This window comes from Paenibacillus pabuli NBRC 13638, from assembly GCF_001514495.1.
Taxonomy (GTDB): Bacteria; Bacillota; Bacilli; order Paenibacillales; family Paenibacillaceae; genus Paenibacillus; species Paenibacillus pabuli.
Genome location: NZ_BCNM01000005.1, coordinates 1 through 26,096, shown reverse-complemented (window position 1 = coordinate 26,096; position 26,096 = coordinate 1). Strand labels below are relative to the sequence as shown.

The window sequence follows — 26,096 nt, the reverse complement described above, 5'->3', positions numbered from 1 at the left end:
CAGCTGATTTAGGAGAAGTGCTTACCCAATTAAAACGCATATAAATTGCCTTATTATTCATAGGCTGCTTACACATTCTCCGGCGAAGGGACCAGACTTGTTTTGGGTCCAAAGAATTCATAATGCATGTCGTCGGGTGCAACGCCAATGTCTAGGAGTGATGTATAAACTGCGCGCATGAACGAAACCGGTCCGCACAGATAATATGTGGCATCCTGTCCCCCGATTATCTGGCGAAGCCAGTCTGTATCCATATAACCCTCCTTGTGAAAATACGCATTCTCACGGTCAGAAGCAGTAGGCTGTGTATAACAATAGTAAGCCTGAAGCCCTTCGTGGCTCTCTGCCAGCATGTTCACATGTTCACGGAATGCATGGGTTCTTCCATTTGCAGTTGCATGTAAAAATGTGATACTCCGTCTGTCTCCAAGGTTCACAAGGGTGTTCAGCATGCCGATCATGGGGGTAAGTCCGACCCCTCCGCTAAGGAGCACAACAGGGCGCTGATCTTCCATGTTCAGGACAAAGTCGCCAGCTGGGGCGGAAAGCTCCACAACGCTACCCTCAGTAATGTGCTCGTGGAGATACGTGGAGATGACCCCCTCAGGACGCTCCATCACAGCACATTCACGTTTGACGGAAATACGGTAATAAGGTTTACCTGGGGCATCCGAAAGGCTATACTGACGAATCTGGGTAAAAGCATGCCCCTCTGGGTGCAGTCTGATACTGATGTAATGTCCTGGTTCATAGCTGGCAATGGGCAAACCATCCTCCGGAACGAAATAAAAGGAAGTGATCAATTCGCTCTCCTGCACTTTCTTTGCAACCTTGAAGGAACGGAATCCTTTCCAGCCTCCACGCTGGTGCTCTGACTCTGTGTACATTTCCTGTTCGATGCCGATAAAGGCATCCGCGATCACATTGTAGGCTTCACTCCAAGCTGTTATTATTTCATCGGTGGCTGCATCTCCAAGTACATCTTTGATGGCTTGAAGCAGATAAGTGCCAACAATTGCATATTGCTCAGGAACAATGCCGAGGCTGCGATGTTTATGTGCAACCTGCCTTACGGCAGGCAGGATAGAGCCCAGATTATCGATATGCTGGGCAGCAGTGTATACCATGTTGGCTAAGGCGGCTTGTTGCCGTCCCTGTTTCTGGTTTGCGTGATTAAAAATATTCAGGAGCTCCGGATGATGTCTGAACATCGTTTCATAGAAATGGCGTGTGATGGCTTCGCCGTGGACTTCAAGTACGGGTACCGTTGATTTGATTACTTTAATCGTGTTTTGACTTAACATCGATATTCCCTCCTGATAGTAATAATGTAGTTGAATAAATCGTGGTAGAAGCTTATCGTGCTTCGTTTTATAGCAAGTATAGATAGGACACATGGGGGTACGTGTGATATAGATCACACAAATCATTAACGAAATGTGACCGAGCTTGCGACAAAATGCATGACTTGTAGTTTATCCGTGAATAAGCCTATAATGGACCAGAGATCGTGTTCGGCTCTGGATCATCATTTTTAAAAGGGTGTAAAGTTAAAAGTGTTGACAAACGTCTTGGAAAATCGGTATAATGATTTTTGTTTGTTAAGTCAATTTCATAATACTTTTTGCGATAAAACGTCAGAATACATACAGTCAGGAATATGATGAGTTTCACAGTCAGGCTTGATCTGTATAACTGTCGTAATGCGTTTGATTTGAATTATGAAATTGGTTTCGTTTGGAGTGATGGAAAATGTTAATGCCATTTCGCAAAGTGGCTACCAGTGACCGCCCCCTACAGTTCAAGGAACAGTGGGATATCAAGGAACTGGTTTCTAACCGACAGGATATCACAGCCGTTACCCCGCTGTCTGCAGATTTATCTGCAGAGTACAGAGAGGGCGACGTTGTGGATGTTCATGGCGTGCTGACAGCAGGAGTGGACATGTTGTGCTCCCGGTGTCTCAAGCCAATTAATGAACATTTTCATATTGATTTTCATGAGCAATTCAAGCAGGGGAAACAGCCAGAGGAATTGCCTGAAGACGATGATACTTTCTATGTGGATGGAGAGAGCGTTGATCTGAAAGGTTATGCCGAGGAAGCTTTTCTGCTGGATCTTCCGTTTATACCGCTATGCAGCGATACATGCAAAGGGTTATGCCCCAAGTGTGGCCATGAGCTGAACGAAGGTGACTGCGGTTGTGATAACCAAGTTATCGATCCGCGGCTTGCAGGGCTCAAGGATTTTTTTAAATGAGCATGAGTGAAAATCGAACGTAACAACTACCTGCAAAGGTTGATTTTGATAAGGAGGTGGGAATAATGGCAGTACCTCAACGGAGAACGTCCAAGACGCGTCGCGACAAACGTCGCACTCACTTTAAATTGGCTGTACCGGGCATGGTGAAATGTGAACAATGTGGCGAACTTAAACTTAGTCACCACGTGTGCAAAGTGTGCGGAACGTACAAAGCAAGAGAGATCATCTCTCAATAATAGCTAGACATCAAGTAGCACTTCATTTCGATGAGGTGCTACTTTTTTTTAGATTATAGAGTCGAAGAGTATATTCGCAAGTTGCTCGCAGTCTCTTCTTGGAGAAATCACAGCAGAAGTTTCTAACGTTCATCCACCTTGCGATAGGATCTGCTAGGTGCGCTGAAGCCGGGCTTTACGAAGCGGGATTGTTTTTGCTCAGCCAGCCTTTCTTTTTGACACGGGATGAGATATACTATAGTTTAGTACCAGGTTCTAAGATTTGACGTTACATAAAGATGAACCTTCATTCGTATGAGAACGACCCTGCCAGGAACAGGGATGCAATTATAGAAGTAACGAAGAAGAATGTTGAACTGACCGGATGGGCGGTTCCGTAAACGATACATCGGGGGGTGTCAGGCATCGAACGTGTACCGAAGAGACAGAGGCAGCAGCAGTTAACCAAAATGATCGAAGACAACCCGTTTGTGACGGATCAGGAACTTACACGCCAGTTGAAGGTAAGTATTCAGACGATCCGTCTCGACAGACTGGAACTTGGAATTCCCGAGCTTCGGGAGCGGATGAAACTGATGGCGGAGCGTTCCTATGATCAGGTACGCTCCTTGCCCCTGCATGAGATTATCGGTGATATTGTGGACTTGCAGTTGGACAAGAGCGGGATTTCCTTGTTTGAGATTAAGGAAGAGCACGTATTTTCGAGAACAGGGATCGCTCGGGGACATTATGTATTTGCGCAAGCCAACTCGCTGGCTGTTGCCGTAATAAATGACGAGATTGCTTTGACAGCTTCCGCAGACATTCGTTTTGTTCGTTCGGTTCATTTGGCAGAGAAATGTATTGCGAAGGCTTATGTGAGATCGATCTCCGGCCAAAAGGGCAAAGCAAAAGTGGAAGTATTCACGTATGTAGGTGAAGAAATGGTGTTTCAAGGCAACTTTGTCATCTACCGTTCAGGTGGAGAAGACAGCGTAGAAGGAGGTCATTTGGAATGAAAATCGTCATTGATGCCATGGGAGGCGATAACGCACCTGCGGCAACAGTAGAAGGTGCGATCGCCGCGGCTACGGAATGGGCGGATACAGAGATCGTCCTGGTCGGCGATGAAGCCAAGCTGGAACCTCTTCTGAGTCAGTCAGGTGCCAGACCTGCTAATCTGACGATTCGGCATGCTTCCGAAGTGATCGGTTCGGATGATGAACCGGTGAAGGCGGTCCGTCGCAAGAAGGATGCCTCCATGGTGGTTGCGGGTCGGATGCTTAAGGAAGGCGAAGCAGATGCCATGATCTCTGCGGGCAATACCGGAGCGCTGATGACAGCCGGCTTGCTTGTGGTAGGCCGTATGGAAGGTATTGAGCGCCCGGCGCTTGCGCCCATGATTCCAACGATCGATGATGTGGGTGTACTTGCACTTGATCTCGGTGCGAATATGGATGCCAAGCCGGAACACCTCGCACAGTATGGACTGATGGGGAGTTTGTATCGGCAAAAAGTGCAGGGAATCGCGTCGCCAAGAGTGGGGCTGCTTAATGTGGGAACGGAGCCGGGTAAGGGGAATGAGTTGACCAAACATGCCTATCCTTTGCTGGAGCAGCTTCCGATTCGTTTTGTTGGTAACGTAGAGGCCCGTGACGTGCTTACAAGTGCATGTGATGTGCTTGTATGTGATGGATTTGCCGGAAATATATTGCTGAAATCGCTCGAAGGCACAGCAGGTGCCATTTTCGCTCTGCTTAAGGAACAATTCTCATCGTCGCTCAAAAGTAAACTGGCTGCTGCTGTGCTCATGCCTGAGCTGCGCGGTTTGAAACGGAAACTGGATTATACCGAGCATGGTGGGGCACCACTCCTCGGTTTGAGCAGACTAGTGGTAAAGAGTCATGGATCGGCTGATGGCAATGCCATCAAAAATGCTGTGCGCCAAGCGCGGATTGCAGTACAGAACCAGCTGGTAGAGAGCATATCTAAGGAAATTAGCGGGAAGTGAGTGACGACATGAATAATTTACGCCCGGTAGGGGTTATCGGTACAGGTAAATATGTACCTGAGAAAATTTTGACAAACAGCGATTTGGAGAAAATGGTCGATACGAATGATGAGTGGATCGTCAGTCGTACAGGAATCAAGGAGCGTCACATCGCTGCACCGGATCAGGCGACTTCGGATCTGGCATATGAGGCAGCTATCAAAGCACTTGAATCTGCTGGCATGACTGGCAGTGATCTTGATCTGATTATTGTGGCAACCATTACACCGGATTCTTCCTTCCCTTCTACTGCTTGTATTTTGCAAGATAAGCTTGGTGCCAAGGGCGCTGCGGCATTTGACTTGTCTGCTGCCTGCTCCGGATTTGTATATGGTTTGGCAACAGCGACAAGCTTTATCCAAAGCGGCATGTACAACAATGCACTTGTTATTGGTGCAGATTGCTTGTCTCGCATTACTGACTACACCGACCGTAATACCTGTGTGCTGTTTGGCGATGGCGCGGGCGCGGTTATCGTTGGTGAAGTGCCGGAAGGTCGTGGATTTAAATCATTCGATCTCGGAGCTGAAGGTGCGGGTGGAAGCCTGCTTCAAATGGAGGGCGGAGGTTCACGTCTGCCTGCATCCGTAGAAACGGTTGAGAACAAAAAACATTACATTTATATGAATGGCCGTGAAGTATTTAAATTTGCAGTGCGGGTGATGGGTACAGCGACAGTTGAAGTGCTGCGCAAGGCTGGTCTGGAACGTACGGACGTGGATCTGTTTGTTCCTCACCAAGCCAATATCCGGATTATCCAATCTGCAATGCAGCGACTTGAGCTTCCTGAAGAGAAAGTGGTAGTCAACGTAGATAAATACGCCAACACATCCGCTGCTTCCATTCCGCTTGCTCTGGTAGAAGCTGCTGAAGAAGGCCGTATGAAAGCCGGAGATACCGTGCTTATGGTTGGTTTCGGCGGCGGACTAACATGGGGTGCATCGGTGCTCGTTTGGTAAACTAGACAGCTGGGAGAGATGAATTGGATGGGCAAAATAGCATTTGTATTTCCCGGACAGGGATCGCAGACTGTGGGCATGGCAAAGGATGCCTATGAATCTGTGCCTGCCGCAACAGAGATTTTTCGCACAGCCGATGAAACGTTAGGTTTCTCGTTGAGCAATCTTGTTTTTGAGGGACCAGAGACCGAGTTGAAACAGACATCGAATACACAACCGGCTCTGCTGACAGCAAGTATTGCACTACTTGAAGCTTTTAAAGCAAAAGGAATTCAGCCTGATTATACCGCGGGACACAGCCTGGGTGAATACAGTGCGTTGGTTGCGGCGGGCGTTCTTTCGTTCGCGGATGCGGTAAGCATTGTGCGGGCACGCGGTCAATATATGGAACAGGCTGTTCCTGGTGGACGGGGTGCGATGGCTGCGGTATTGGGTGCGGATCGGGAAGCGCTGGGGGTGCTTTGCCGGGACGTATCCGAAAGTGGTCATGCCGTTGAACTTGCCAACATCAATTGCCCGGGACAAATCGTGATTTCCGGTGTGAAGGAAGGGGTAGCTGCTGTTGCTGAACGGGTCAAGGAAGCGGGCGGTAAACGTGCCATTACACTTGAAGTAAGCGGTCCGTTCCATTCTTCCTTAATGAAGGATGCGGCAGAGAAGCTGGCTGAGAAACTGAAAACTGTTTCGTTCTCACCTGGGGTGGTCCCTGTAGTCGCGAATGTGACTGCAAGACCAGTGGAAGATGGTAAGGTTCAGGAATTGTTGACGGCACAGGTCTATTCTCCGGTTTTATGGGAAGACAGTGTGACATGGCTTATTGAGCAAGGTGTAGATACCTTCATCGAGATTGGTTCTGGCAGTGTGTTAACAGGTTTGATTAAAAAAACAGACAAAACCGTTAAACTGTACAATGTGAACAGTCTTGAGACGCTCGAAACAACGGCAGCTGCATTAATTTGATTAACCATGATTAGATTTGGGGAAAGGAGGAATGATTATGTCTAAACCATTACAAGGCAAAAATGCGCTAGTTACCGGTGCATCCCGTGGTATTGGGCGGAGTATTGCACTCGCTTTGGCCGAGGCTGGCGCAAACGTGGCCGTGAATTATGCGGGCAGTCAAGCGGCAGCTGAGGAAGTAGCGGAAGCGATTCGTGCCAAAGGTGTTCAGGCCATTACGATTCAAGCGAATGTGGGCCAGATGGACGAAGCCGAACAAATGGTCAAAGCTGCGCTTGAGGCGTGGGGCAATGTTGATATTCTTGTCAACAATGCTGGAATTACCCGTGATAATCTGATCATGCGTATGAAAGAAGAGGAATTTGATCAGGTGATCGAAACCAATCTCAAAGGGGTGTTTAACTGCCTTAAGGCGGTTACGCGTCCAATGATGAAGCAGCGATCTGGAAGAATCATCAATATCTCCTCGGTTGTGGGTGTACTCGGAAATGCTGGACAAGCAAACTATGTTGCTGCCAAGGCAGGGGTCATCGGTTTAACGAAGGCATCTGCACGTGAGCTTGCCTCACGCGGCATCACAGTGAACTGCGTTGCACCAGGATTTATTGAGACCGATATGACGAAGGAATTGTCCCAGGAGATCGTGGACAACATGTTGAACGGTATTCCGTTGTCCCGTCTGGGCCAGCCGGATGAAATTGCCGGTGTTGTCACGTTCCTGGCTTCAGACGCTTCATCTTATATGACAGGGCAGACACTGCATGTTGATGGTGGCATGTACATGTAATTCTTCCCGGACTTGAACAATAGTCGGGGAACAGGCGCTGGACGATCCGAAATGCCGGAAAAAGGCCGGGTTCCCCGGCCGGGAGCCGCATATGTCTTCTATGGCATTTTGCCTGCGATTCTCGTATAATACCAAGGAGGAGGTGAACCGGATGTCCGATGTATTGGAGCGTGTAAAACGCATCGTCGTCGACCGCTTGGGCGCAGACGAAGCTGAAGTTACACTTGAAGCATCTTTCAAAGAAGATTTGGGTGCTGATTCTTTGGATGTAGTGGAATTGGTCATGGAATTGGAAGATGAATTCGATTTGGAAATCTCTGATGAAGATGCAGAAAAAATCACGACCGTAGGTGAAGTTGTAAACTACATACAATCTCATACCTAAAGTCAATTCAGTCCCGCTCCTGTTTTCGAACAGGCGGGACTTCTCATCATTCATTGGTTATTCTCATTCCGCAAGCGGCGAGGTCAAACGGATCTTTGGATCATGGTTGACTAGTTGTCTGTTTGCGGATATTCCCACAAAATACTTGCGTAATGCAGTCGATATAGAGGTGAGTCGGTTTGAAACAAAGAGTTGTAATTACCGGAATGGGCGTAATGACATCGCTCGGAAAAGATTTGGAAACGTTCTGGGGCAGTTTAATGGCAGGCAAGTCCGGAATCTCTCAGATTGAGGCGTTTGATGTAAGTGAATACACCACTCAAATTGCAGCCGAGATTAAGGATTTCAACCCGGAAGAGTACATGGATCGCAAAGATGCACGCAAAATGGACCGTTTTGTTCAGTTCGCTGTAGCAGCTGGTTTCAAAGCTGTTGAAGACAGTGGTCTGAAAATTGACGAGAACATTGATGCAGAACGTTTCGGCGTATCTATCGGATCGGGTATCGGTGGATTGGGTACTTGGGAGGACCAACATAATGCCTTGTTGCAAAAAGGTCCTAAACGCGTTAGCCCGTTTTTTATTCCAATGATGATCTCCAACATGGCTTCTGGCCAAATGTCGATCTCACTTGGGGCGAAAGGTCCTAACATCAACGTGGTAACCGCATGTGCTACAGGAACACACTCCATCGGAGATTCCTTCAAGCTGATTGCAAACGGTGATGCGGATGCGATGATCTGTGGTGGTGCGGAAGCGACCATCAGACCAACCGGTCTGGCTGGGTTCTGTGCGATGCGTGCCATGTCTACGCGTAATGATGATCCGGCTAAGTCGAGCCGTCCTTTTGATACAGAACGTGACGGGTTTGTCATGGGTGAAGGTGCAGGTGTTCTGATCCTTGAGTCCCTTGAACATGCTCAAAAACGTGGTGCCCGTATTTACGGTGAAGTTATCGGTTACGGTCTCACTGGCGATGCACATCACATGACAGAACCTGATCCGGACGGAGCAGCTCGCTGCATGAAGATGGCGCTGCGTAATGCTGGTATTGAACCGGAAGAAGTGGACTATATCAATGCACACGGAACGTCAACACCTGTAGGTGACAGATCCGAGACGCTTGCGATCAAAAAAGCGTTTGGTGATCATGCGTACAAGCTTGCGGTGAGTTCCACGAAATCGATGACAGGTCATATGCTTGGTGCTGCTGGTGGCGTGGAAGCCGTAATCTGCGGATTGTCGCTCACACATCAGACGCTTGCTCCAACAATCAACCTGGAAAATCAGGACCCGGAATGTGATCTGGATTATGTTCCGAATGTTCCGCGTCAAACTAAAGTTAATATTGCCATGTCCAATTCATTTGGGTTCGGCGGTCACAATGCCACCATTATTCTCAAAAAATTTGAAGCATAAGGGGCTAGTTCGTTTGAGTGAAGATCTGAAGCAGTTACAACACAAACTTCAAATCAAATTTGACAACAGGCAGCTTTTAAAACAAGCGTTTACCCATGCTTCATATGTAAACGAACACCGATTCAGTCAGCATCAGGATAACGAACGCCTGGAGTTTCTGGGCGATGCGGTGCTGGAACTGACTGTATCGGAATACTTGTATCATTTGTATCCTAATCGCCCGGAAGGTGAATTAACTAAGCTGCGGGCATCGATTGTCTGTGAGCCTTCCCTCGTCAAATTTGCTGAAGCATTGGGTTTTGGACAGTATGTACTTCTTGGTAAAGGTGAGGAACTGACGGGAGGACGAACAAGGCCGGCTCTTCTGGCGGATGTGTTTGAATCTTTCATCGGTGCATTATATCTGGATCAGGGATTGGCGCCTGTCCGGACATTTCTGGATCAGCATGTATTTCCGTTGATCGTTCTGGGCAGCAAGTTGCAAATGAGCGATTTCAAAACGGAATTGCAGGAACTCACTCAGCACCACAATATGGGAGCGTTGGAATACCGTATCGTTGAGGAACGGGGTCCTGCCCATGAACGTGAGTTTGTCTCAGAGGTCCATATGGGTCAAGAACGGCTTGGCAGAGGTACAGGACGTTCCAAAAAGGAAGCCGAGCAGCAGGCTGCATCCGCAGCACTGGATCGACTGAAGCTTCCGGAAGCCTGAGCTTTACCGTAAGGCGCATAGACAAACGAAGAGCAAAGAGCAGCCCGCGGGTCCGCCTGGCGGAATTTATCGGCCGGACTGCTTTTTGCTCTTTTTTTTGTAAAGAGGTTCAGGGCATGTTATCCTGACCGTTAACTAGGCGCTGAGTGCAACACTTGAAATTTGCAAGAGGAGGTGACGGGAGACCCTATGTTTTTGAAACGGATTGAACTGGGTGGATTCAAGTCATTCGCCGACAAAACGGAAATGGAATTCGTTCGTGGCATAACCGCTGTTGTGGGACCGAACGGAAGTGGGAAAAGTAACATTTCAGACGGTATACGCTGGGTTCTTGGGGAACAAAGCGCCAAATCACTCCGTGGTGGGAAGATGGAAGATATCATCTTTGCCGGCAGTGATGCACGGAAGGCTGTTAATTATGGTGAAGTTTCGTTGACGCTGGATAACGAGGACCATGCGCTTGCTTTGGATTTTGGTGAAGTAACGGTAACGCGTCGTGTGCATCGCAGTGGAGACAGCGAGTATTTTATCAACAAACAGTCGTGCCGTTTGAAGGACATTACGGAATTGTTTATGGATACCGGGATCGGCAAGGAAGCTTACTCGATTATTGGGCAGGGACGAATCGAAGAGATTCTGAGTACCCGTTCAGAGGATCGCAGGGGGATCTTTGAAGAGGCATCAGGTATTGTTAAATATAAATCTCGGAAGCGGGATGCTACACGCAAACTGGATGAGACGGAACAGAATTTATTGCGCATTCATGATCTGGTCACCGAGTTGGAAGACCAGATTGGTCCGTTAAAGGAACAATCGGAGAAAGCCATCCACTACAAGGAATTGCGTGGACAGCTGAAATCACAGGAAATCTCCATGTATGTGTATCAGATCGAACAGATTCATGCGTCCTGGAGCAAAGCCAATCAACGACTTGAATCGTTAAAACAGGAAGAAGTCGGATTGGCTGCCATCGTATCCACTCATGATGCCAAGCTGGAAAGTGACCGGAATGCACTGCGTACGCTGGAAATGGAGACAGAACAGCTGCAATCCGCCTTACTGCAATTCAGTGAAGCAACGGAGAAGAGCGAAGGGCTTGGGGAACTGCTGAAGGAACGTTCACGTCATCTGCAAACGAATCAGGAACAGCTTAAAGTGACGCTTGCAGCGAGTGAAGAGAGACATCGGGAGCGTGAGGCCGAGTTACTTGCACTGCGTGAAAAGTTCGCCAACCTTGAGCTTGAACTAAATGACGTAAGAAACCGTCTGTCCGAGGAAGAGGCCAAACTCATCGGTGTTACTGGCGGAATTAGTCAACAGCAGGAGGAAAGCCTTAAAGGCAACTTGCTGGAACTGATGAATCAGATGGCTCAGACGCGAAATGAGATTCGTTACGCAGACCAGCAGAAAGAAACGTTGGAGCGGCGAATGAATCGAGCGGCTGAGGAATCCGGCAAATGGGAAGGCCAAAAGGAAACGCTGGAAGCCCGCAAAGCGGATATTGAAAAAAAAGTCATTCGTCTGGGCAAGGAAATCAGTGATCTGCGCGGTGGATATATTACGGAAAGTGAACGTCTCCAGTCGTTGCAGAAGCTGCTTGAGGAAAGCCGGGGAACTGTCCGTAAATGGGAGCAGAAGCGTGAAGCCCAGGTTTCCCGTCGCGATACAATGAAAGAAATGCAGGATGATTTTGACGGTTTTATGCTGGGTGTCAAAGAAGTTCTTAAAGCATCACGCAAAGGTACACTGAACGGGGTCCATGGAGCTGTTGCAGAGCTCGTTAAAGTGCCCGAGAAGATCGAGCTTGCGGTAGAGACAGCGATGGGCGCTTCACTGCAGCATGTCGTCATGGAGAATGAATCGGTTTCCAGACAGGCGATCACTTTTCTGAAGCAACGTCAATTGGGCAGAGCTACGTTCCTCCCGCTGGATGTTATTCGTCCACGTACCATTGGTGCGGGTGAACGTTCGATGATCGAAGGCATGGATGGTTTTGTGGGAATTGGTGCGGACCTTGTACAATATGACTCCCGTTATGCTGCGATCATTGGAAGCCTACTCGGAAATGTCATTATTGCGGAAAAGCTGGAGGATGCCAATAAAATCGCGGCTCGCTGCCAATATCGTTTCCGGGTGGTAACCCTGGAAGGCGATGTGGTGAACGCGGGTGGTTCGATGACGGGTGGTAGCCAGCATAAAAAAAATGTGAGTCTGCTTAGTCGGAAACGGCAGCTGGACCAGCTCGATCAAGATATTATGGACACCGAAAATCAGATTGTGAAATTACATCGCAGTGTGGATGATGTGAAAGCGCAATTGGAGCAGTGTCAGGACAAGCTGGACGAGCTGCGTCAGTCCGGGGACGACACACGAAATGCAGAGCAGCAAGCCTCGATGGAAATGAAGCAAGTGGAGCATGAGCTGCGTCATGTACTGGAACAGGTTGCGGTAGCCGGGCAGGAGAAGACCGGCTTTACCGAAGAGATCAAAGAGATGGATACAGCTCGCGATGTCGCTGTGAAGAAGCTGGAGCAGCTTGAAGAAGAAGAGAAGGCGACCCATCGGGCTATTCATGCCGCAGAATTCGCGCGTAAAGCGAATGAATCCGCGAAGGAGGAATTGCAGACCCAGCTCACCGAACTGAAAGTGCGAGAAGGGAAACTGGATCAGGAGCGATTCTCCAACGAGGAGCAATTACGGCGTCTGGAGCGCGAAGTGGATTCACTGGTGAAGGATCTTCGTCAAAATCGTACGTTGTTGGCCTCCATGGAAGCCGATCTGAAAAAAACAGAGACTGAGAGTGTTAAACAGATTGAAGATCTGAACCATTTCAAACTGAAAAAAGCCGAATCTGCACAGGAGCTGGACTTCAAGCGTGCTGCCCGAAGCGAGTTGTCGAAGAAGCTTGAGCTAGCCGAGAGTGAAACGAAGGAACAGCGCACACAACTGAAAGCTGTGGAAGAGCAGATGCGCCAGACAGAGATTTCCGTGAACAGACTTGACGTTGAGTTAGAGAATATTTTGCGCAAACTAATGGATGAGTACGAACTCGGCTATGAACTTGCCAAAGAGCGTTATCCTGTGCCAGAAGATGTGGAAAGCACACAGGCAGAGGTTCAAAAACTGAAGCGCAGTATAACTGCTCTAGGCGATGTCAATCTGGGAGCGATTGAGGAATTCCAGCGGGTCAATGAGCGGTATGAATTCCTCAGCACGCAGAAGAATGATTTGGTTGAAGCGAAAACAACGTTGTATCAGGTCATTCGGGAAATGGAAGACGAGATGGCCAAACGATTCAAGATGACGTTTGATGCGATTCGTCGGGAGTTCGGCACGGTGTTTACCAAGCTGTTTGGCGGGGGACGCGCGGATCTGGTCTTGATGGACCCTGAGCGTCTGCTGGAAACGGGCATTGATATCGTCGCCCAGCCACCAGGCAAGAAGCTGCAAAACCTTCAGTTATTATCCGGTGGAGAACGAGCGTTGACTGCAATGGCATTATTATTCGCCATTCTGCATGTGAAGCCTGTACCGTTCTGCGTACTGGATGAAGTCGAAGCGGCGCTGGATGAAGCCAATGTGGTGCGTTTTGCCCAGTATTTACGTGAGTTCTCGGAACAAACCCAATTCATCGTTGTTACACACCGCAAAGGCACAATGGAAGAAGCCGATGTGCTGTATGGTGTCACAATGGAAGAGGGCGGAGTATCCAAGCTCGTTTCGGTTAAACTGGAAGATGAGGAAGCTGTTATTGCCTGATCTTAGAGTTGGTTGTCACACATGAACTCATCTAATATCATTTAAACCAAGAAATGTACACGATGGAGGGGCTTTATGAGTTTTTTTAAAAAGCTGAGAGACAGCATTGCAAGCAAAACGGAGTCGGTCACCAAACAGTTCAAAGATGGGTTGGAAAAGACACGTAAAGGCCTTGTAGAGAAAGTGTCGGATCTCGTTATCCGTCGCAAAAAAATCGACGAGGAGTTCTATGAAGAATTGGAAGAGATTCTGATTGGAGCCGACGTAGGTGTCAATACGGTCATGAAACTGATCGAAGATCTGCGTGATGAGGTTAAAAAACGCAAAATCGAGGATGCGGCTGAACTACAGCCTGTATTGTCCGAAAAACTGACGGATCTGCTCCGCGGGGAGCAGAATAATGAACTGAAAATGAATCCGGATGGCATCACGGTCATTTTGTTTGTCGGAGTTAATGGTGTTGGTAAGACGACAACGATTGGTAAACTGGCCCATCGCTTCAAGCAGCAGGGCAAAAAGGTGATCATGGCAGCAGGCGATACGTTCCGCGCCGGAGCGATTGAACAACTCGAAGTATGGGGGCAACGTGCCGGTGTGGAAGTCATCAAGCAGCAGTCAGGTTCTGACCCTGCAGCTGTAATGTATGATGCGGTGCAGGCAGCGAAGCAGCGGGGTGCTGATGTGTTGCTCTGTGATACAGCGGGCCGTCTGCAGAATAAATCCAATCTGATGGACGAACTGAACAAAATCTATCGTGTCATTCAACGTGAAATTCCGGAAGCTCCACATGAAGTACTGATGGTACTGGATGCCACTACAGGTCAGAATGCCTTGAATCAGGCTAAACTTTTCGGTGAGAAAAGTGGCGTGACTGGCCTCGTACTGACGAAACTGGATGGAACGGCCAAAGGTGGTATCGTTGTTGCGATCCGTCAGGAGCTGGACTTGCCAGTGAAGCTCGTGGGACTAGGTGAGAAAATCGATGATCTACAACCATTTGATTCAGAGCAATTCGTGCACGCTTTGTTCGCGGGATTGATCCAGGAACAGCCAGAGCAAAGCACAGAAGAAGAGGAATCCAATTCGTAGTCGTTAAATAAATCAATATTGTAGACCGTATTGCCACTGATATACGTGATAAGTGTCACGTGTTATATCAGTGGCAATACGTGTATAATGGAATGAATCAGGCAATTCCAATAGGGTAAGAAAGGACGGTTGATATGGCCAATACCTATACCTATTCCCGACGTGAAGAAGTCGCCAATGCAGTGACTCATGGAATCGGCGCTGCGCTGAGTGTAGCTGCACTGGTGCTGTTGATTGTAGTTTCCAGTTTGAAAGGCACGGCACTGCATGTGGTCAGTTTCACGATCTATGGGATCACGATGCTGCTGCTGTATACGAGCTCAACACTTGTGCATGCATGGAAAGATGGCAAAATGAAAGATTTATTTGAGATTTTTGACCATTCTTCCATTTATTTATTTATTGCGGGATCATACACTCCGCTTTTGTTTATTGCTGTTCGGGGCACACTCGGCTGGAGCCTGTTCGGTGTAATCTGGGGAATCGCATTATTCGGCGTGATCTTTAAGGCGTTTTTTACGAAAAAGTTTCTATTCATGTCCACGATTTTCTATATTGCAATGGGCTGGCTTATCATTATTGCCTGGCAACCGCTTGTGGCTGCCATTCCTACAGGTGGAATCGTGCTGCTGGTTGCTGGAGGACTGATGTATACGCTGGGTACGGTTTTTTATGTGTGGCGTGGTTTTCCGTACCACCATGCGATCTGGCATCTCTTTGTGCTGGCAGGCAGTATTCTTCATTTCTTTATGGTATTACTATACCTGACTCCTCTTCGCTAGAGGCGGGGAAGGTAATATAAAGCGAATCGGCTCCACCCGTGGAGACGTATTCGTTTTTTGTTTTATATGAGGAGATATGAGATGATATTTTCAGGAAAATAACAGATGGAAATCAACCATTTGGGGACGAAATACGAGCGTGAAATGGGTGTTTTCATTGTGACAAGTATTTTTGCTTGACAACCTGATTTGTTTTAGGTATTATTAGGAACGTTGCAAGAGTGTAAAGTGTTTCTCCTTGACGAAGGGAGTGCCCCGATATGAGTCAAGAAAACCGGCTTGAGAAGACAAACCGGATTAACTTGCTGTTTGCTTTCTATGAATTGTTACTTACCGAGAAACAGCAGACTTTTTTAAAGTATTACTTTCATGATGATTTCTCGCTTGGCGAGATTGCAGCCGAGTTCGAGATCAGCCGCCAGGCGGTATATGAGCACATTAAGCGTGCCGAACAAGTGCTGGAAAATTACGAAAGCAAGCTTGGTTTGCTGGAGAAGCACGAACGGCGCAACCGTAATCTTGAAGAGTTACAACATGCTTTGGAGCGCGCAGGCGTTTCCATTGATAACAACCAACCAATAAACGATATTATTCATCAGCTCAGAGAATAGTTTGTAAGAGTTGAACGAAACGTATCGGTCCTGAAAACAGTATTACAGCTTAAGGAGGTGGGATCATGGCATTTGAAGGATTAACGACCCGATTGCAGAATGTGTTCAGCAAGCTGCGCGGCAAAGGCAAGGTGTCTGATGAAGATGTTGCCGAAGCGATGCGCGAGGTACGTCTGGCATTGCTCGAAGCGGATGTAAACTTCAAAGTGGTCAAGGAATTCATCGCCAAGGTGAAAGAGAAGGCTGTTGGCAAAGAAGTGATGGAAAGCTTCACGCCCGGAATGGTCATTATCGACATCGTAAACAAGGAACTGACGGATTTGATGGGTGGAAGCCAGTCGAAGCTGGCCAAAGCCAACAAACCGCCTACGGTACTGATGATGGTTGGTTTGCAGGGTGCAGGTAAAACGACCACATCCGGTAAACTGGCCAAGATGCTGCAAAAGCAAAATAGCAGACCGTTACTTGTTGCAGGAGATATTTATCGTCCAGCAGCGATCAAGCAGCTGCAAGTACTCGGTGAGCAGATCAAAGCGCCAGTATTTACACTGGGAGATCAGACAAGCCCTGTAGAGATCGCACGTCAGGGTCTGCAGCACGCGAAGGATAATGGTAATGACTATGTCATTATCGATACAGCTGGACGTCTGCATGTCGATGAAGAACTGATGGAAGAACTTCGTCAGATTCACAGCGTAGTGAACCCGGATGAAGTATTGCTTGTCGTGGACAGCATGACAGGTCAGGATGCGGTCAATGTGGCAGAACACTTTAACCAGCAGCTTGATCTGACCGGCGTAGTTCTGACTAAGCTTGATGGAGATACGCGTGGTGGTGCTGCGCTTTCTGTTAAAGCCGTTACCGGTTGTCCAATCAAGTTTGCCTCCCTGGGAGAGAAACTTGATGCACTTGAGCCTTTCCATCCAGAGCGTATGGCTTCTCGTATTCTGGGTATGGGTGACATGCTCTCTCTGATTGAGAAAGCACAGTCCAACATCGATACCGAAAAAGCCAAGGAAATGGAACGTAAGATGCGTAATGCAGAATTCACGTTCGAAGATTTCCTGGAGCAGATGGATCAAGTGAAGAAGCTGGGGCCAATCGATCAGATCATGGATATGATTCCTGGCATGGGCAAGATGAAACAAGCCAAAGATCTGAAGGTTGATGATAAGCAGATGGGACGGATCGAAGCGATCGTGTACTCCATGACGACCGAGGAGAAACGTAACCCGGATATGATTAACCACAGCCGCCGGAAACGGATTGCTACAGGTAGTGGAACATCTCTGGCCGAAGTAAACCGTCTGATCAAGCAATTTGATGAGATGCGCCGCATGATGAAACAGTTCTCGGATATGATGGGACCTAAAGGCGGCAAAAACAAAGCGATGAAGCAGCTTAAGGGTCTGGGCAAAGGAATGAAGTTTCCTTTCCGTTGATTCCAATGGCAGCTGAACGATATACAGATTTCATTGAAGGAGGTGAATTTTCAAATGGCAGTTCGTATTCGTCTGAAACGTATGGGTGCTCACAAAGCTCCTTTCTACCGCGTAGTGGTATCGGATTCCCGTTCCCCACGTGACGGTCGTTTTATCGAGGAGATCGGTTACTACAACCCGGTTGAACAACCGGCTGTTGTTAAGATCGATGAAGATAAAGCATTGCAATGGCTTCAAAACGGTGCGCAAGCATCCGACACTGTCCGCAACTTGCTGAGCAAAGCGGGCGTGATGAAGAAGTTCCACGAGTCTAAATTGACTAAATAAGGTGCTGATTCGGAGGGTCATCTATGGAAGAATTAGTAAGCATAATTGCTAAGGCTTTGGTCGATCATCCGGAAGATGTGGCGGTTCGGACGGTTGAGAAAGATCGGCTTGTCGTATATGAGTTAACCGTTCACCCTGACGATGTTGGGAAAGTGATTGGTAAACAGGGACGAATCGCAAAGTCTCTTCGTACGGTCGTCACATCAGCAGCAGTTAAGATGGATAAACGGGTAACCGTCGATATCATATCTTAAAGATATACGAAAGGGGGTTAGGATGCATGTCCTAGCCCCTTTTCGTGCATGCTGAAACTTAAATAATAGGATTGAAATAGCTCGTCAAGTATGAGTACCAATATGAATGGATTGCAGGAGGAACTTATGGCAGAGTTTATGAATGTAGGTAAGATCGTCAATACACACGGCATTCGTGGTGAGTTGAGAATTATGCCTTTAACCGATTTCCCGGAAGTACGGTTCGCTAAAGGTGCGGAATTGTATCTTTTTACACCGGATAATCATCCCGTATTAGTTCAAGTGGAATCTGCGCGTTTGCATAAAAATATGTACATTCTTAATCTGAAAGAATACGGAAACATCAATGAAGTAGAAAAGTTTAAGGGTGGCATGGCCAAGGTGTTGAAAGAAAATTTGGCTGAGCTGGAGGAAGGTGAGTACTACTTCCATCAAATCATTGGGTGTTCTGTGATCACCGAAGAGGGTGAAACGCTCGGAACGATCTCTGAAATCTTGACTCCAGGTGCCAATGACGTATGGGTTGTCAAAACGCCAGCAGGTAAAGAAGTTCTGATTCCGGTTATTGATGATGTCGTGCTTGATGTGGATATCGAGCAGCAGCAGGTCAAGATTCATTTGATGGAAGGGCTGCTGTAACATGAAAGTGGATGTATTAACCCTTTTCCCGGAAATGTTTGACGGCGTGTTCGGAACCAGCATTCTGGGTAAAGCCCAAACCAAAGGGCTTGTATCTCTGGGAGCAACGAACTTTCGAAATTTTGCGACCAATAAGCATAATACAGTTGACGATGCACCTTACGGCGGAGGTGGAGGTATGGTATTAAAGCCAGATCCCATCTTTGCTGCTGTCGAAGATGTATTAGAGCAACGCGGCGAAGCCGCAGCAACGATGAAACCGCCACGTATCATTCTCATGTGCCCACAAGGGGAGACGTTCACACAGGCAAAAGCAGAAGAACTTGTTCAGGAAGATCATCTGATCTTCATATGTGGACATTATGAGGGCTATGATGAGCGTATCCGGGAATTTCTCGTGACAGACGAATTGTCGATTGGTGATTACGTGTTAACTGGCGGTGAGCTGCCAGCGATGGTGGCAATTGACAGCATCGTACGCCTTATTCCGGGGGTGCTTGGTAATGAAACGAGCGCAGTTACGGATTCATTCAGTACTGGTTTGCTGGAATACCCGCACTACACCCGTCCTCCTGAATTCAGAGGGATGAAGGTGCCGGATATGCTATTATCTGGACATCACCTAAATATCGAGGCATGGCGCAGGGAACAGTCCTTGCTCCGCACGCTGGAACGCAGACCGGATATGTTGGACAAAGCGGACTTGACCGATAAAGAACGAATTTGGCTAAACAAGCTTCGCGCTGATCGTGAAAAGAACACGGAGTAATGTACGCCTTATTCCGGGGGTGCTTGGTAATGAAACGAGCGCAGTTACGGATTCATTCAGTACTGGTTTGCTGGAATACCCGCACTACACCCGTCCTCCTGAATTCAGAGGGATGAAGGTGCCGGATATGCTATTATCTGGACATCACCTAAATATCGAGGCATGGCGCAGGGAACAGTCCTTGCTCCGCACGCTGGAACGCAGACCGGATATGTTGGACAAGGCGGACTTGACCGATAAAGAACGAATTTGGCTAAACAAGCTTCGTGCTGATCGTGAAAAGAACACGGAGTAATTGGATATAGGGTATAAGCGCTTAGAAATTCGAAAGATTGAAAGACCAGCCTGTATGACCAGAGGGTTGGTCTTTTTGATATGGGAAATATTGAAAAAAACTGGATTTCCATTAACATGGTTATAAAATTATGTTTTATGATGTAACTGTGTTTCACTAAATGAAACTAAAGGTAGGGAATATATGTCATATCACTTTGATGGTCTTGATCATGTACAACTTGCAGCCCCGGAAGGATGTGAAACGGAGGCACGACATTTCTTCAATAAGCTGAAAGAGTCCAGCTTAGCCGGAAAGGCTGTACAGCTTGACTCTATTCATGGGCGGGGACGTATTAATCCACGTTGCGAATCAGAGTTAATGACTGATTTCTACCACAGGAAGTGTATCCTGCTGGTCTGATTCAGGATGAAGCAATGCTGCCAGATCTGTTCCAGTGGTAACGGTTAGTCGAGGCAGCTTCATGGGATTATCCCCTGGACGCACAAATCCGGATCGAACGGAAAAGGCCATACGATACCCATTTTGCTGCAGCTGATAGATCATCTGTGTGCTGGTATATCCAAACGGATAGGCCAAGTATGGAGTATCAATTCCCTTTTCTTTCATCAGCTTGATGTCGTCATTCAGCAGGCTTGTATCAAGTCCCACAGGCACGTTGTCACCGCAACGCATAAAACCTTTATGATGCAAATTATAAGTATGGCTATTAAACTCAAAGACATCCATAGCGGCCTGCATCTCCTGCTTGGAGATAAATGATTTTTTGGCGGGATCAAAGTCCGAGGGCTGATCCTGAATTTTGCTGCCAATAACAAACAGGGAAGCATGGAAATTATATTTTTTGAGAACAGGGTAAGCTAACGTATAATTGTTCTGGTATCCATCATCAAAGGTGATGACAATGGATTTTCGGGGCAATGAGATCTGTCCGTTGACGTATTGTTCAAGTTGTTCCAGCGTAATCGTGTGATAACCTTCTTCGTGCAGATATTTCATATTTTCTTCAAAGTCTTCCAGGTTAATGATCGATTTGTTGCCTGTTTCACGATTGTTCACTTTAGGCTCTATGTAATGATACATGAGCACAGGAACTTCGGTCGCTGTACCTTGCTTAATCTGAAAGGTGGCCAAATCCAGTACAGGCTTGCTGGAATAGTCGGAGTGAGACATTAGAAACGCCTTACGTTTGACCATATCCCAGGACGTACATGCTTTGTGGGATATGGCATTGGTAGGGTGAGTGACGGCGTATGCGTACATTGTAACGGTGCAAGTCAATAAAGCGAGTGCGGCAAGAATGATTTTTTTCCAGCGTTTCATAGGTTAACGGGTTCTCCTTTTACATGGTTATCTCTTCTTTTTTTTGAAACAAAAGGTGCATAATCCACCACATCATTCCACAAGCTATATCATAAACGATCTTGCATAACATAAAGTTACAGGATTTTTCCCTTTTAGAAGGTTGACTTATTAAAAAGCTGATCATGGTTTTCTGATCCCGAAGAAGAGAACACAACATATACGGTTCAAAAGTTGCAGGGATGTTTGTAATGAGAGTGATGAGAATAGAATAGGAATATAGTGATGGGGTTAGCAAACTATTTCATAGATCACAGCATCGTTAAACATGAAATTAAAGATTTGTGTCTGGTTCATCAGCAATATGTATATTTATTCTTGTGTTTTGATATGCTGCGTGATACAATAAGTCTGTTATGTGGAATACGGCGGTCCTCTATGGATAATGAAGGAGACAAGGTGATCTCTGGAAGAAGTATGAACGCCTGTACGGAAGGAGGGAGTCATAGATGAATATCGTTCAAGCGATTACACAAGAACAACTTCGTAAGGATATTCCGAGTTTTCGTCCTGGTGACACTTTGAAAGTGCACGTTAAGGTAATCGAGGGAACTCGTGAGCGTATCCAATTGTTCGAAGGTGTTGTGATTAAACGCCGTGGTGGTGGAATCAGTGAGACTTTTACAGTTCGTAAAATTTCTTACGGTGTAGGTGTGGAAAGAGCTTTCCCGCTTCATTCCCCTAAAATCGATAGAATCGAAGTGGCTCGCCGTGGTAAAGTGCGTCGTGCGAAGCTTTATTATCTTCGTGAACTACGCGGTAAAGCAGCGAGAATTAAAGAAATTCGTTAATATAACGGATACCGGAGAGGGCTTGGAGACAAGCCCTTTTCGTTTTTGTCCGGGAAAAGTTGAACCGGGGGTACACTTCCGAGTAAAATGGTATGGCGGCACACGTGCGAATAGTCCGGGAGGCTTGTGAAATCAGTTATTGAAGGACATTTGAATTGTGGATTGAATGTACTGGTAATGCTTGCGTGAAAGATTACATAACTGATGGATGTGTAAAAACTGCTATAACATGTACTGTGAAGAGAGGAAGATCATTAATGGAACAGGAAGTTCAACAAGACCAGGGCAATGCTGCCGAAGAGAAAGGCAGTCGATCCAAAAAAGCCAAAAATGAAATTGTTGAATGGCTCAAAGCCATCGTGATCGCATTAGTACTTGTCATTTTGATTCGGTGGTTGCTGTTCAAACCGTTTGTTGTGGATGGACCTTCCATGCAGCCGAATTTTCATACAGGTGAACGTGTGATCGTCAATGAGATTTTGTATGATATTAGGGAACCGCAGCGCGGGGAAGTTATTGTATTCCACGTTCCATCTGAGGGCCGTGATTTCATTAAACGCGTCATTGCTGTCGCTGGAGATACCGTTGAGGTTCAGGACGATACGGTTCTGGTCAATGGTAAAAAAGTCGATGAGACTTATATTCAGGGAGCTATCGATGCTGCAGAAGCGAATGGCGGAACCTATAACGTGAAGGATTTCCCGAATGAACAATTCCCGGATGGGAAAGTACCTGAGGGCCATGTTTTTGTCATGGGCGATAATCGTCCGAACAGTACAGATAGCCGCATGATTGGTTATGTGTCGCTGAAGGATATTGTAGGTCGTGCAGATGTGATTTTCTGGCCGATCGGTGATATCAAGTGGATTAACCATTAATATGAATGCAGGATATATAAGCAAAAAATAAAATGCACATGATAAGGAGAGGGCAGAGCCAATCTGATCCTGAAGAGCGGAAAGTACTTGTAATAAGGCTGCTTTCAATGAACAGACTCGCCTTCATGCGGATTTTATGGTCCAGCTTGTATATCAACAAATAATGAGGTGAAGACAAGGTGACGATTCAATGGTTTCCAGGTCATATGACCCGAGCCAGACGCCAGATTCAGGATAAGTTAAAGCTGATTGACGTGGTCATCGAACTGCTGGATGCCCGTCTGCCTGTCTCCAGCCGCAACCCGATGATTGATGAGATTTTACAGGGGAAACCCCGGATGATTCTGTTGAATAAATCTGACTTGGCGGATGCGAAAGTGACGCAGGAATGGATTGAATATTTTAAAAAAGAAGGAATCACTGCTTTTCCTGTAGATGCTTCGACAGGCACCAATGTGAAAGACATTCCAACACAAGCCAAGCTTCTTCTTAAAGAAAAAATTGACCGTCAACTGGCTAAAGGGATTAACCCTCGAGCGGTTCGCGGGCTGATTGTTGGTATTCCAAACGTGGGTAAATCCACACTGATTAACCGACTTGCCGGACGGAATATTGCAGCAACAGGGGATCGTCCCGGTGTTACAAAAGGGCAACAGTGGATCAAGGTTGGTAAGGAAATGGAATTGCTGGATACTCCGGGTATTCTTTGGCCGAAATTCGAGGATCAAAACGTGGGGTATCGTTTAGCGGTAACAGGTGCGATTAAGGAAGAGATTCTAAATGCAGAAGATATCGCCTTTTTCGGTATTAGTTATCTGATGCGTTACTACTGGGACTCCCTGGAAGAGAGATATGGACTTCAGGAGTTCTCCAAGGATGCGGATGATTCAGATAATGTCATTGCGATCATGGAACAAGTGGGTCGCATACGTGGTTGCGTTGTGAGTGGCGGACGTATCGATTTGGAAAAAGCGTCGCGGGCTTTTCTGCGTGAACTGCGTGCAGGTAAAATGGGACGTTTCTCTATGGAAGCCCCTTATTAAATATAAAGCAATTGCCGAAAGAAGCGGCCGTTACCGGATTACCGGGAGCGGTCGCTTTTTAGCGTGCTGGATTATGGATCGGAGAATGTACTTGAACTGGAAGTGGTTTCTAGAAAATTGTACTTTGTGGGATTGTCTTGCGCCGTATATCTGGGACTCGTAAATCATGCTATGATGATTGATGAAGTTTTAGCCTGCTCAATGCTGAATATCTTCAATTTAAACCATCAGATACCGATAAAATAATAACTCACATGAATTATCATATATGCTTTAAAGCAATTTGTTTCTAGTTTTAATTGGTTTGGTAGAACAAAAATAGGGAATCTACGTCTATATAATATAACGATATAAAAGTAATGTTAAAGCAAGAGTGGGCAGAGGAGATGACAATGTAATGAATGAAATAAATGAGTTAACCGAATTGACGCAACTGGATGCCCTGGTTGAACCGAAAAAGAAAAAAAAGGAATCGGTGGAGCCTAAAGATCTACTCATCTATGAGCGTGAGTATTGGGAAAGTGGGTTTGAACGCATAGCGGGAATAGATGAGGTGGGACGGGGATGTTTATTCGGGGATGTCGTAGCGGCAGCCGTTATTTTGCCTCCGGGTCTGGTTCTGGAAGGGGTCAATGACTCCAAAAAACTAACAGAGAAGAAGCGGGACGCATTATATGACATTATTATGGAAAAAGCGTTGTCCGTTGGGATCGGTTATGCGGACGCAGAGACGATTGACCAACTTAATATTAAACAGGCTGCACGACTTGCCATGAAACGGGCAGTGGAAGCACTGGAAGGTGTTCCAGATTATTTGTTTGTGGATGCCGAAAAGGTAGATCTAAATATTCCACAGTTGTCCATTATTAAAGGGGATGCCAATAGTCAATCCATTGCGGCAGCATCCATTATTGCCAAGGTAACTCGGGATCGGCTTTGCAAGGAGGATTGGGATACGTTATATCCGAAATATGGTTTATCGATACATAAGGGGTATGCAACGAAATTTCACCGTGAACAAATTATGGCTCTTGGTGCTACACCCATGCATCGCCGCAGTTTTCTCGGTAACCTGCTGGGAGAGCAGCACACTTTATTTTAATTAGACGCGTTACATGGAGGGAAGGTGAAGAGTATGAATATAAGTTCAGTGATTCGGGGGTTGCTGGGGGATAGTAAACCGGGAAATGCCAAGCCACTGGAGTTAAAAGAAGGTCAGGTTGTGCGAGGGTCTGTGGTTAGTGTATCCGATGATGGAGCAGATGCGGTTCTTCAGATTCAGGGTGTGCAGGTGCGTGCAAAACTGGAAACCCCACTTCGACCAGGCGAAACGACCCTGCTTCAGGTACAGCCTCCAGGTGAGAATGGCATAACGGTAATGAAACCGCTGACGGGTACATTAGCCGAACTGCCACAGGCGTCTTTGAACAATTTGCTTCAGGAGGTCGGTTTGCCGGATACCAAAGGGAATCGGGAACTGCTGTTAGCCATGCAGCGAAGCGGATTACCCTTAACCAAGGATAATATAGCTACCGTTCAAAATATGATGACCGCCAAACCTGCGCAGGTTCCTGTTGAAGAATGGGTGCAGGCGACAGGTATTGCTTTTCAGCGTGGTTTACCCGTTACAGCGGAAACAGTAAAGGGGTTGCATCAGGCTGTATTTGGTCCGCCACTGCATCAGTTATTGAAGGGATTGGCTGAACAGCTGGAATCCATGCTGACCCAAACAGCCGGGAAAACGTTAGCGACTGGTGAACAGGCAGCTACGGTGAAGCCGCCCGTAATGAGTGGATTGCCTGTACCTTTAAGAGGAGAGCAGGCGGGAGAAACGTTAGCCGCGTCAGGCGGTGGGCGGGTGATAGGCGGAACGTCTGGTTTGGCAGGGCAACTCACTGGGTCGTCCCCAGCTGCTGTTCCATTGGCTGATGGATCAGAGGATGCTGCAGGTGGTGCATTAAAGGGCAGCGGGCAGACAGGAGCAAGGCAGGCTGAAACTGCAGGGCTTAAGGCTGGGGCCAGCAATGTTGAAACTGCTGGCAAGATAGGGTCAGGTATTCCTGCGGGAACCGGAATACCTGGTGAGAGCCCGCGTGCAGCTGATGCGGGCATTGCTGGGAGCCGCCCGGGCTTGCCGGGGGCGGCTGTGGATCCTGCGGCTGGCCGAACGATTACGGGCCAGCCTGAGGGGAGCGCGGCCGGTCGTGTGGGCGGCCGCGGTGAAACGCCTGCTGCTGCGGGGGCAACGGCTTCCGCAGCAGGGCAGGCGGCGCCAGCAGCTCCATCGGCAGCGCAGCTGGCGCCCAA

Annotated in this window: 27 protein-coding genes; 25 read left to right on the top strand and 2 right to left on the bottom strand. The window is 47.4% G+C overall.

Annotated features, from left to right (window positions below; all coding sequences use genetic code 11):
- Positions 1-68 precede the first annotated feature (68 nt).
- Positions 69-1,304, bottom strand: a complete 1,236-nt coding sequence (gene hmpA, locus PPA03S_RS08640; protein ID WP_062321842.1) for an NO-inducible flavohemoprotein — start codon at positions 1,302-1,304, stop codon at positions 69-71.
- A gap of 448 nt (positions 1,305-1,752) precedes the next feature.
- Between hmpA and PPA03S_RS08635 the strand changes: the two genes are divergently transcribed.
- The 20 genes from PPA03S_RS08635 (at position 1,753) to PPA03S_RS08540 (ending at position 19,715) form a co-directional block, all read left to right on the top strand.
- The gene (locus tag PPA03S_RS08635) at positions 1,753-2,259 is read left to right on the top strand and encodes a YceD family protein (protein ID WP_062321840.1); all 507 of its coding nucleotides are present in this window, start codon (positions 1,753-1,755) and stop codon (positions 2,257-2,259) included.
- A gap of 65 nt (positions 2,260-2,324) precedes the next feature.
- A complete protein-coding gene (rpmF, locus tag PPA03S_RS08630) occupies positions 2,325-2,498 on the top strand; it encodes a 50S ribosomal protein L32 (protein ID WP_017689233.1) in 174 nt (57 codons plus the stop codon).
- Positions 2,499-2,947: 449 nt separating this feature from the next.
- Positions 2,948-3,496: a transcription factor FapR gene (fapR, locus tag PPA03S_RS08625; protein ID WP_062321838.1), complete on the top strand. Its 549-nt coding sequence runs from the start codon at positions 2,948-2,950 to the stop codon at positions 3,494-3,496.
- The gene (gene plsX, locus PPA03S_RS08620; RefSeq protein WP_062321835.1) at positions 3,493-4,488 is read left to right on the top strand and encodes a phosphate acyltransferase PlsX; all 996 of its coding nucleotides are present in this window, start codon (positions 3,493-3,495) and stop codon (positions 4,486-4,488) included. Before fapR ends, plsX begins: the two co-directional genes overlap by 4 nt.
- Positions 4,489-4,496: 8 nt before the next feature.
- Complete coding sequence (locus PPA03S_RS08615) at positions 4,497-5,486, top strand: beta-ketoacyl-ACP synthase III (protein ID WP_062322268.1); 990 nt, start codon at positions 4,497-4,499, stop codon at positions 5,484-5,486.
- A 27-nt stretch (positions 5,487-5,513) separates the two neighbouring features.
- On the top strand, positions 5,514-6,446 hold the full coding sequence (gene fabD / locus PPA03S_RS08610; protein WP_062321833.1) for an ACP S-malonyltransferase: 933 nt from the start codon (positions 5,514-5,516) through the stop codon (positions 6,444-6,446).
- Positions 6,447-6,483: 37 nt separating this feature from the next.
- A complete protein-coding gene (gene fabG / locus PPA03S_RS08605) occupies positions 6,484-7,233 on the top strand; it encodes a 3-oxoacyl-[acyl-carrier-protein] reductase (protein ID WP_062321831.1) in 750 nt (249 codons plus the stop codon).
- 151 nt (positions 7,234-7,384) lie between these two features.
- The gene (gene acpP / locus PPA03S_RS08600) at positions 7,385-7,618 is read left to right on the top strand and encodes an acyl carrier protein (protein ID WP_024630176.1); all 234 of its coding nucleotides are present in this window, start codon (positions 7,385-7,387) and stop codon (positions 7,616-7,618) included.
- A gap of 179 nt (positions 7,619-7,797) precedes the next feature.
- A complete protein-coding gene (fabF, locus tag PPA03S_RS08595) occupies positions 7,798-9,036 on the top strand; it encodes a beta-ketoacyl-ACP synthase II (protein WP_024630177.1) in 1,239 nt (412 codons plus the stop codon).
- 13 nt (positions 9,037-9,049) lie between these two features.
- The gene (rnc, locus tag PPA03S_RS08590; RefSeq protein ID WP_062321829.1) at positions 9,050-9,748 is read left to right on the top strand and encodes a ribonuclease III; all 699 of its coding nucleotides are present in this window, start codon (positions 9,050-9,052) and stop codon (positions 9,746-9,748) included.
- Between the two features lie 189 nt (positions 9,749-9,937).
- Complete coding sequence (gene smc, locus PPA03S_RS08585) at positions 9,938-13,507, top strand: chromosome segregation protein SMC (protein WP_062321827.1); 3,570 nt, start codon at positions 9,938-9,940, stop codon at positions 13,505-13,507.
- Between the two features lie 75 nt (positions 13,508-13,582).
- Complete coding sequence (gene ftsY / locus PPA03S_RS08580) at positions 13,583-14,596, top strand: signal recognition particle-docking protein FtsY (RefSeq protein WP_053783769.1); 1,014 nt, start codon at positions 13,583-13,585, stop codon at positions 14,594-14,596.
- 134 nt (positions 14,597-14,730) lie between these two features.
- Positions 14,731-15,378 carry a PAQR family membrane homeostasis protein TrhA gene (gene trhA, locus PPA03S_RS08575; RefSeq protein WP_062321825.1) on the top strand — a complete coding sequence of 216 codons (648 nt, stop codon included), beginning with the start codon at positions 14,731-14,733 and terminating at the stop codon, positions 15,376-15,378.
- A 260-nt stretch (positions 15,379-15,638) separates the two neighbouring features.
- Entirely contained in the window at positions 15,639-15,989 is a 351-nt protein-coding gene (locus tag PPA03S_RS08570; RefSeq protein ID WP_062321823.1) for a putative DNA-binding protein, read from the top strand.
- A 65-nt stretch (positions 15,990-16,054) separates the two neighbouring features.
- The gene (ffh, locus tag PPA03S_RS08565) at positions 16,055-17,431 is read left to right on the top strand and encodes a signal recognition particle protein (RefSeq protein ID WP_024630183.1); all 1,377 of its coding nucleotides are present in this window, start codon (positions 16,055-16,057) and stop codon (positions 17,429-17,431) included.
- Between the two features lie 54 nt (positions 17,432-17,485).
- Complete coding sequence (rpsP, locus tag PPA03S_RS08560; RefSeq protein ID WP_024630184.1) at positions 17,486-17,758, top strand: 30S ribosomal protein S16; 273 nt, start codon at positions 17,486-17,488, stop codon at positions 17,756-17,758.
- 23 nt (positions 17,759-17,781) lie between these two features.
- Complete coding sequence (locus PPA03S_RS08555; protein WP_024630185.1) at positions 17,782-18,012, top strand: KH domain-containing protein; 231 nt, start codon at positions 17,782-17,784, stop codon at positions 18,010-18,012.
- 126 nt (positions 18,013-18,138) lie between these two features.
- Positions 18,139-18,651, top strand: a complete 513-nt coding sequence (rimM, locus tag PPA03S_RS08550; RefSeq protein ID WP_062321821.1) for a ribosome maturation factor RimM — start codon at positions 18,139-18,141, stop codon at positions 18,649-18,651.
- 1 nt (position 18,652) lies between these two features.
- Positions 18,653-19,420, top strand: a complete 768-nt coding sequence (gene trmD / locus PPA03S_RS08545) for a tRNA (guanosine(37)-N1)-methyltransferase TrmD (protein WP_062321819.1) — start codon at positions 18,653-18,655, stop codon at positions 19,418-19,420.
- Positions 19,401-19,715, top strand: coding sequence for a hypothetical protein (locus tag PPA03S_RS08540; protein ID WP_439955829.1), 315 nt, complete (start codon positions 19,401-19,403; stop codon positions 19,713-19,715). Before trmD ends, PPA03S_RS08540 begins: the two co-directional genes overlap by 20 nt.
- 357 nt (positions 19,716-20,072) lie before the next feature.
- Here PPA03S_RS08540 and PPA03S_RS08535 read toward each other — a convergent pair whose 3' ends face one another.
- Positions 20,073-21,038, bottom strand: a complete 966-nt coding sequence (locus PPA03S_RS08535) for a polysaccharide deacetylase family protein (RefSeq protein WP_062321817.1) — start codon at positions 21,036-21,038, stop codon at positions 20,073-20,075.
- A gap of 488 nt (positions 21,039-21,526) precedes the next feature.
- On the opposite strand from PPA03S_RS08535, the gene rplS reads away from it, so the two are divergent.
- The 5 genes from rplS to PPA03S_RS08510 form a co-directional block, all read left to right on the top strand.
- Positions 21,527-21,868, top strand: a complete 342-nt coding sequence (gene rplS / locus PPA03S_RS08530; RefSeq protein ID WP_024630190.1) for a 50S ribosomal protein L19 — start codon at positions 21,527-21,529, stop codon at positions 21,866-21,868.
- A 257-nt stretch (positions 21,869-22,125) separates the two neighbouring features.
- Positions 22,126-22,746: a signal peptidase I gene (lepB, locus tag PPA03S_RS08525; RefSeq protein WP_062321815.1), complete on the top strand. Its 621-nt coding sequence runs from the start codon at positions 22,126-22,128 to the stop codon at positions 22,744-22,746.
- A 179-nt stretch (positions 22,747-22,925) separates the two neighbouring features.
- Positions 22,926-23,789 carry a ribosome biogenesis GTPase YlqF gene (gene ylqF / locus PPA03S_RS08520; protein ID WP_062321814.1) on the top strand — a complete coding sequence of 288 codons (864 nt, stop codon included), beginning with the start codon at positions 22,926-22,928 and terminating at the stop codon, positions 23,787-23,789.
- 397 nt (positions 23,790-24,186) lie between these two features.
- Entirely contained in the window at positions 24,187-24,891 is a 705-nt protein-coding gene (gene rnhB, locus PPA03S_RS08515; RefSeq protein ID WP_068964024.1) for a ribonuclease HII, read from the top strand.
- 33 nt (positions 24,892-24,924) lie between these two features.
- The coding region (locus PPA03S_RS08510) for a TP0910 N-terminal domain-containing protein (RefSeq protein ID WP_501193426.1) at positions 24,925-26,096 on the top strand (1,172 nt) is incomplete at its 3' end.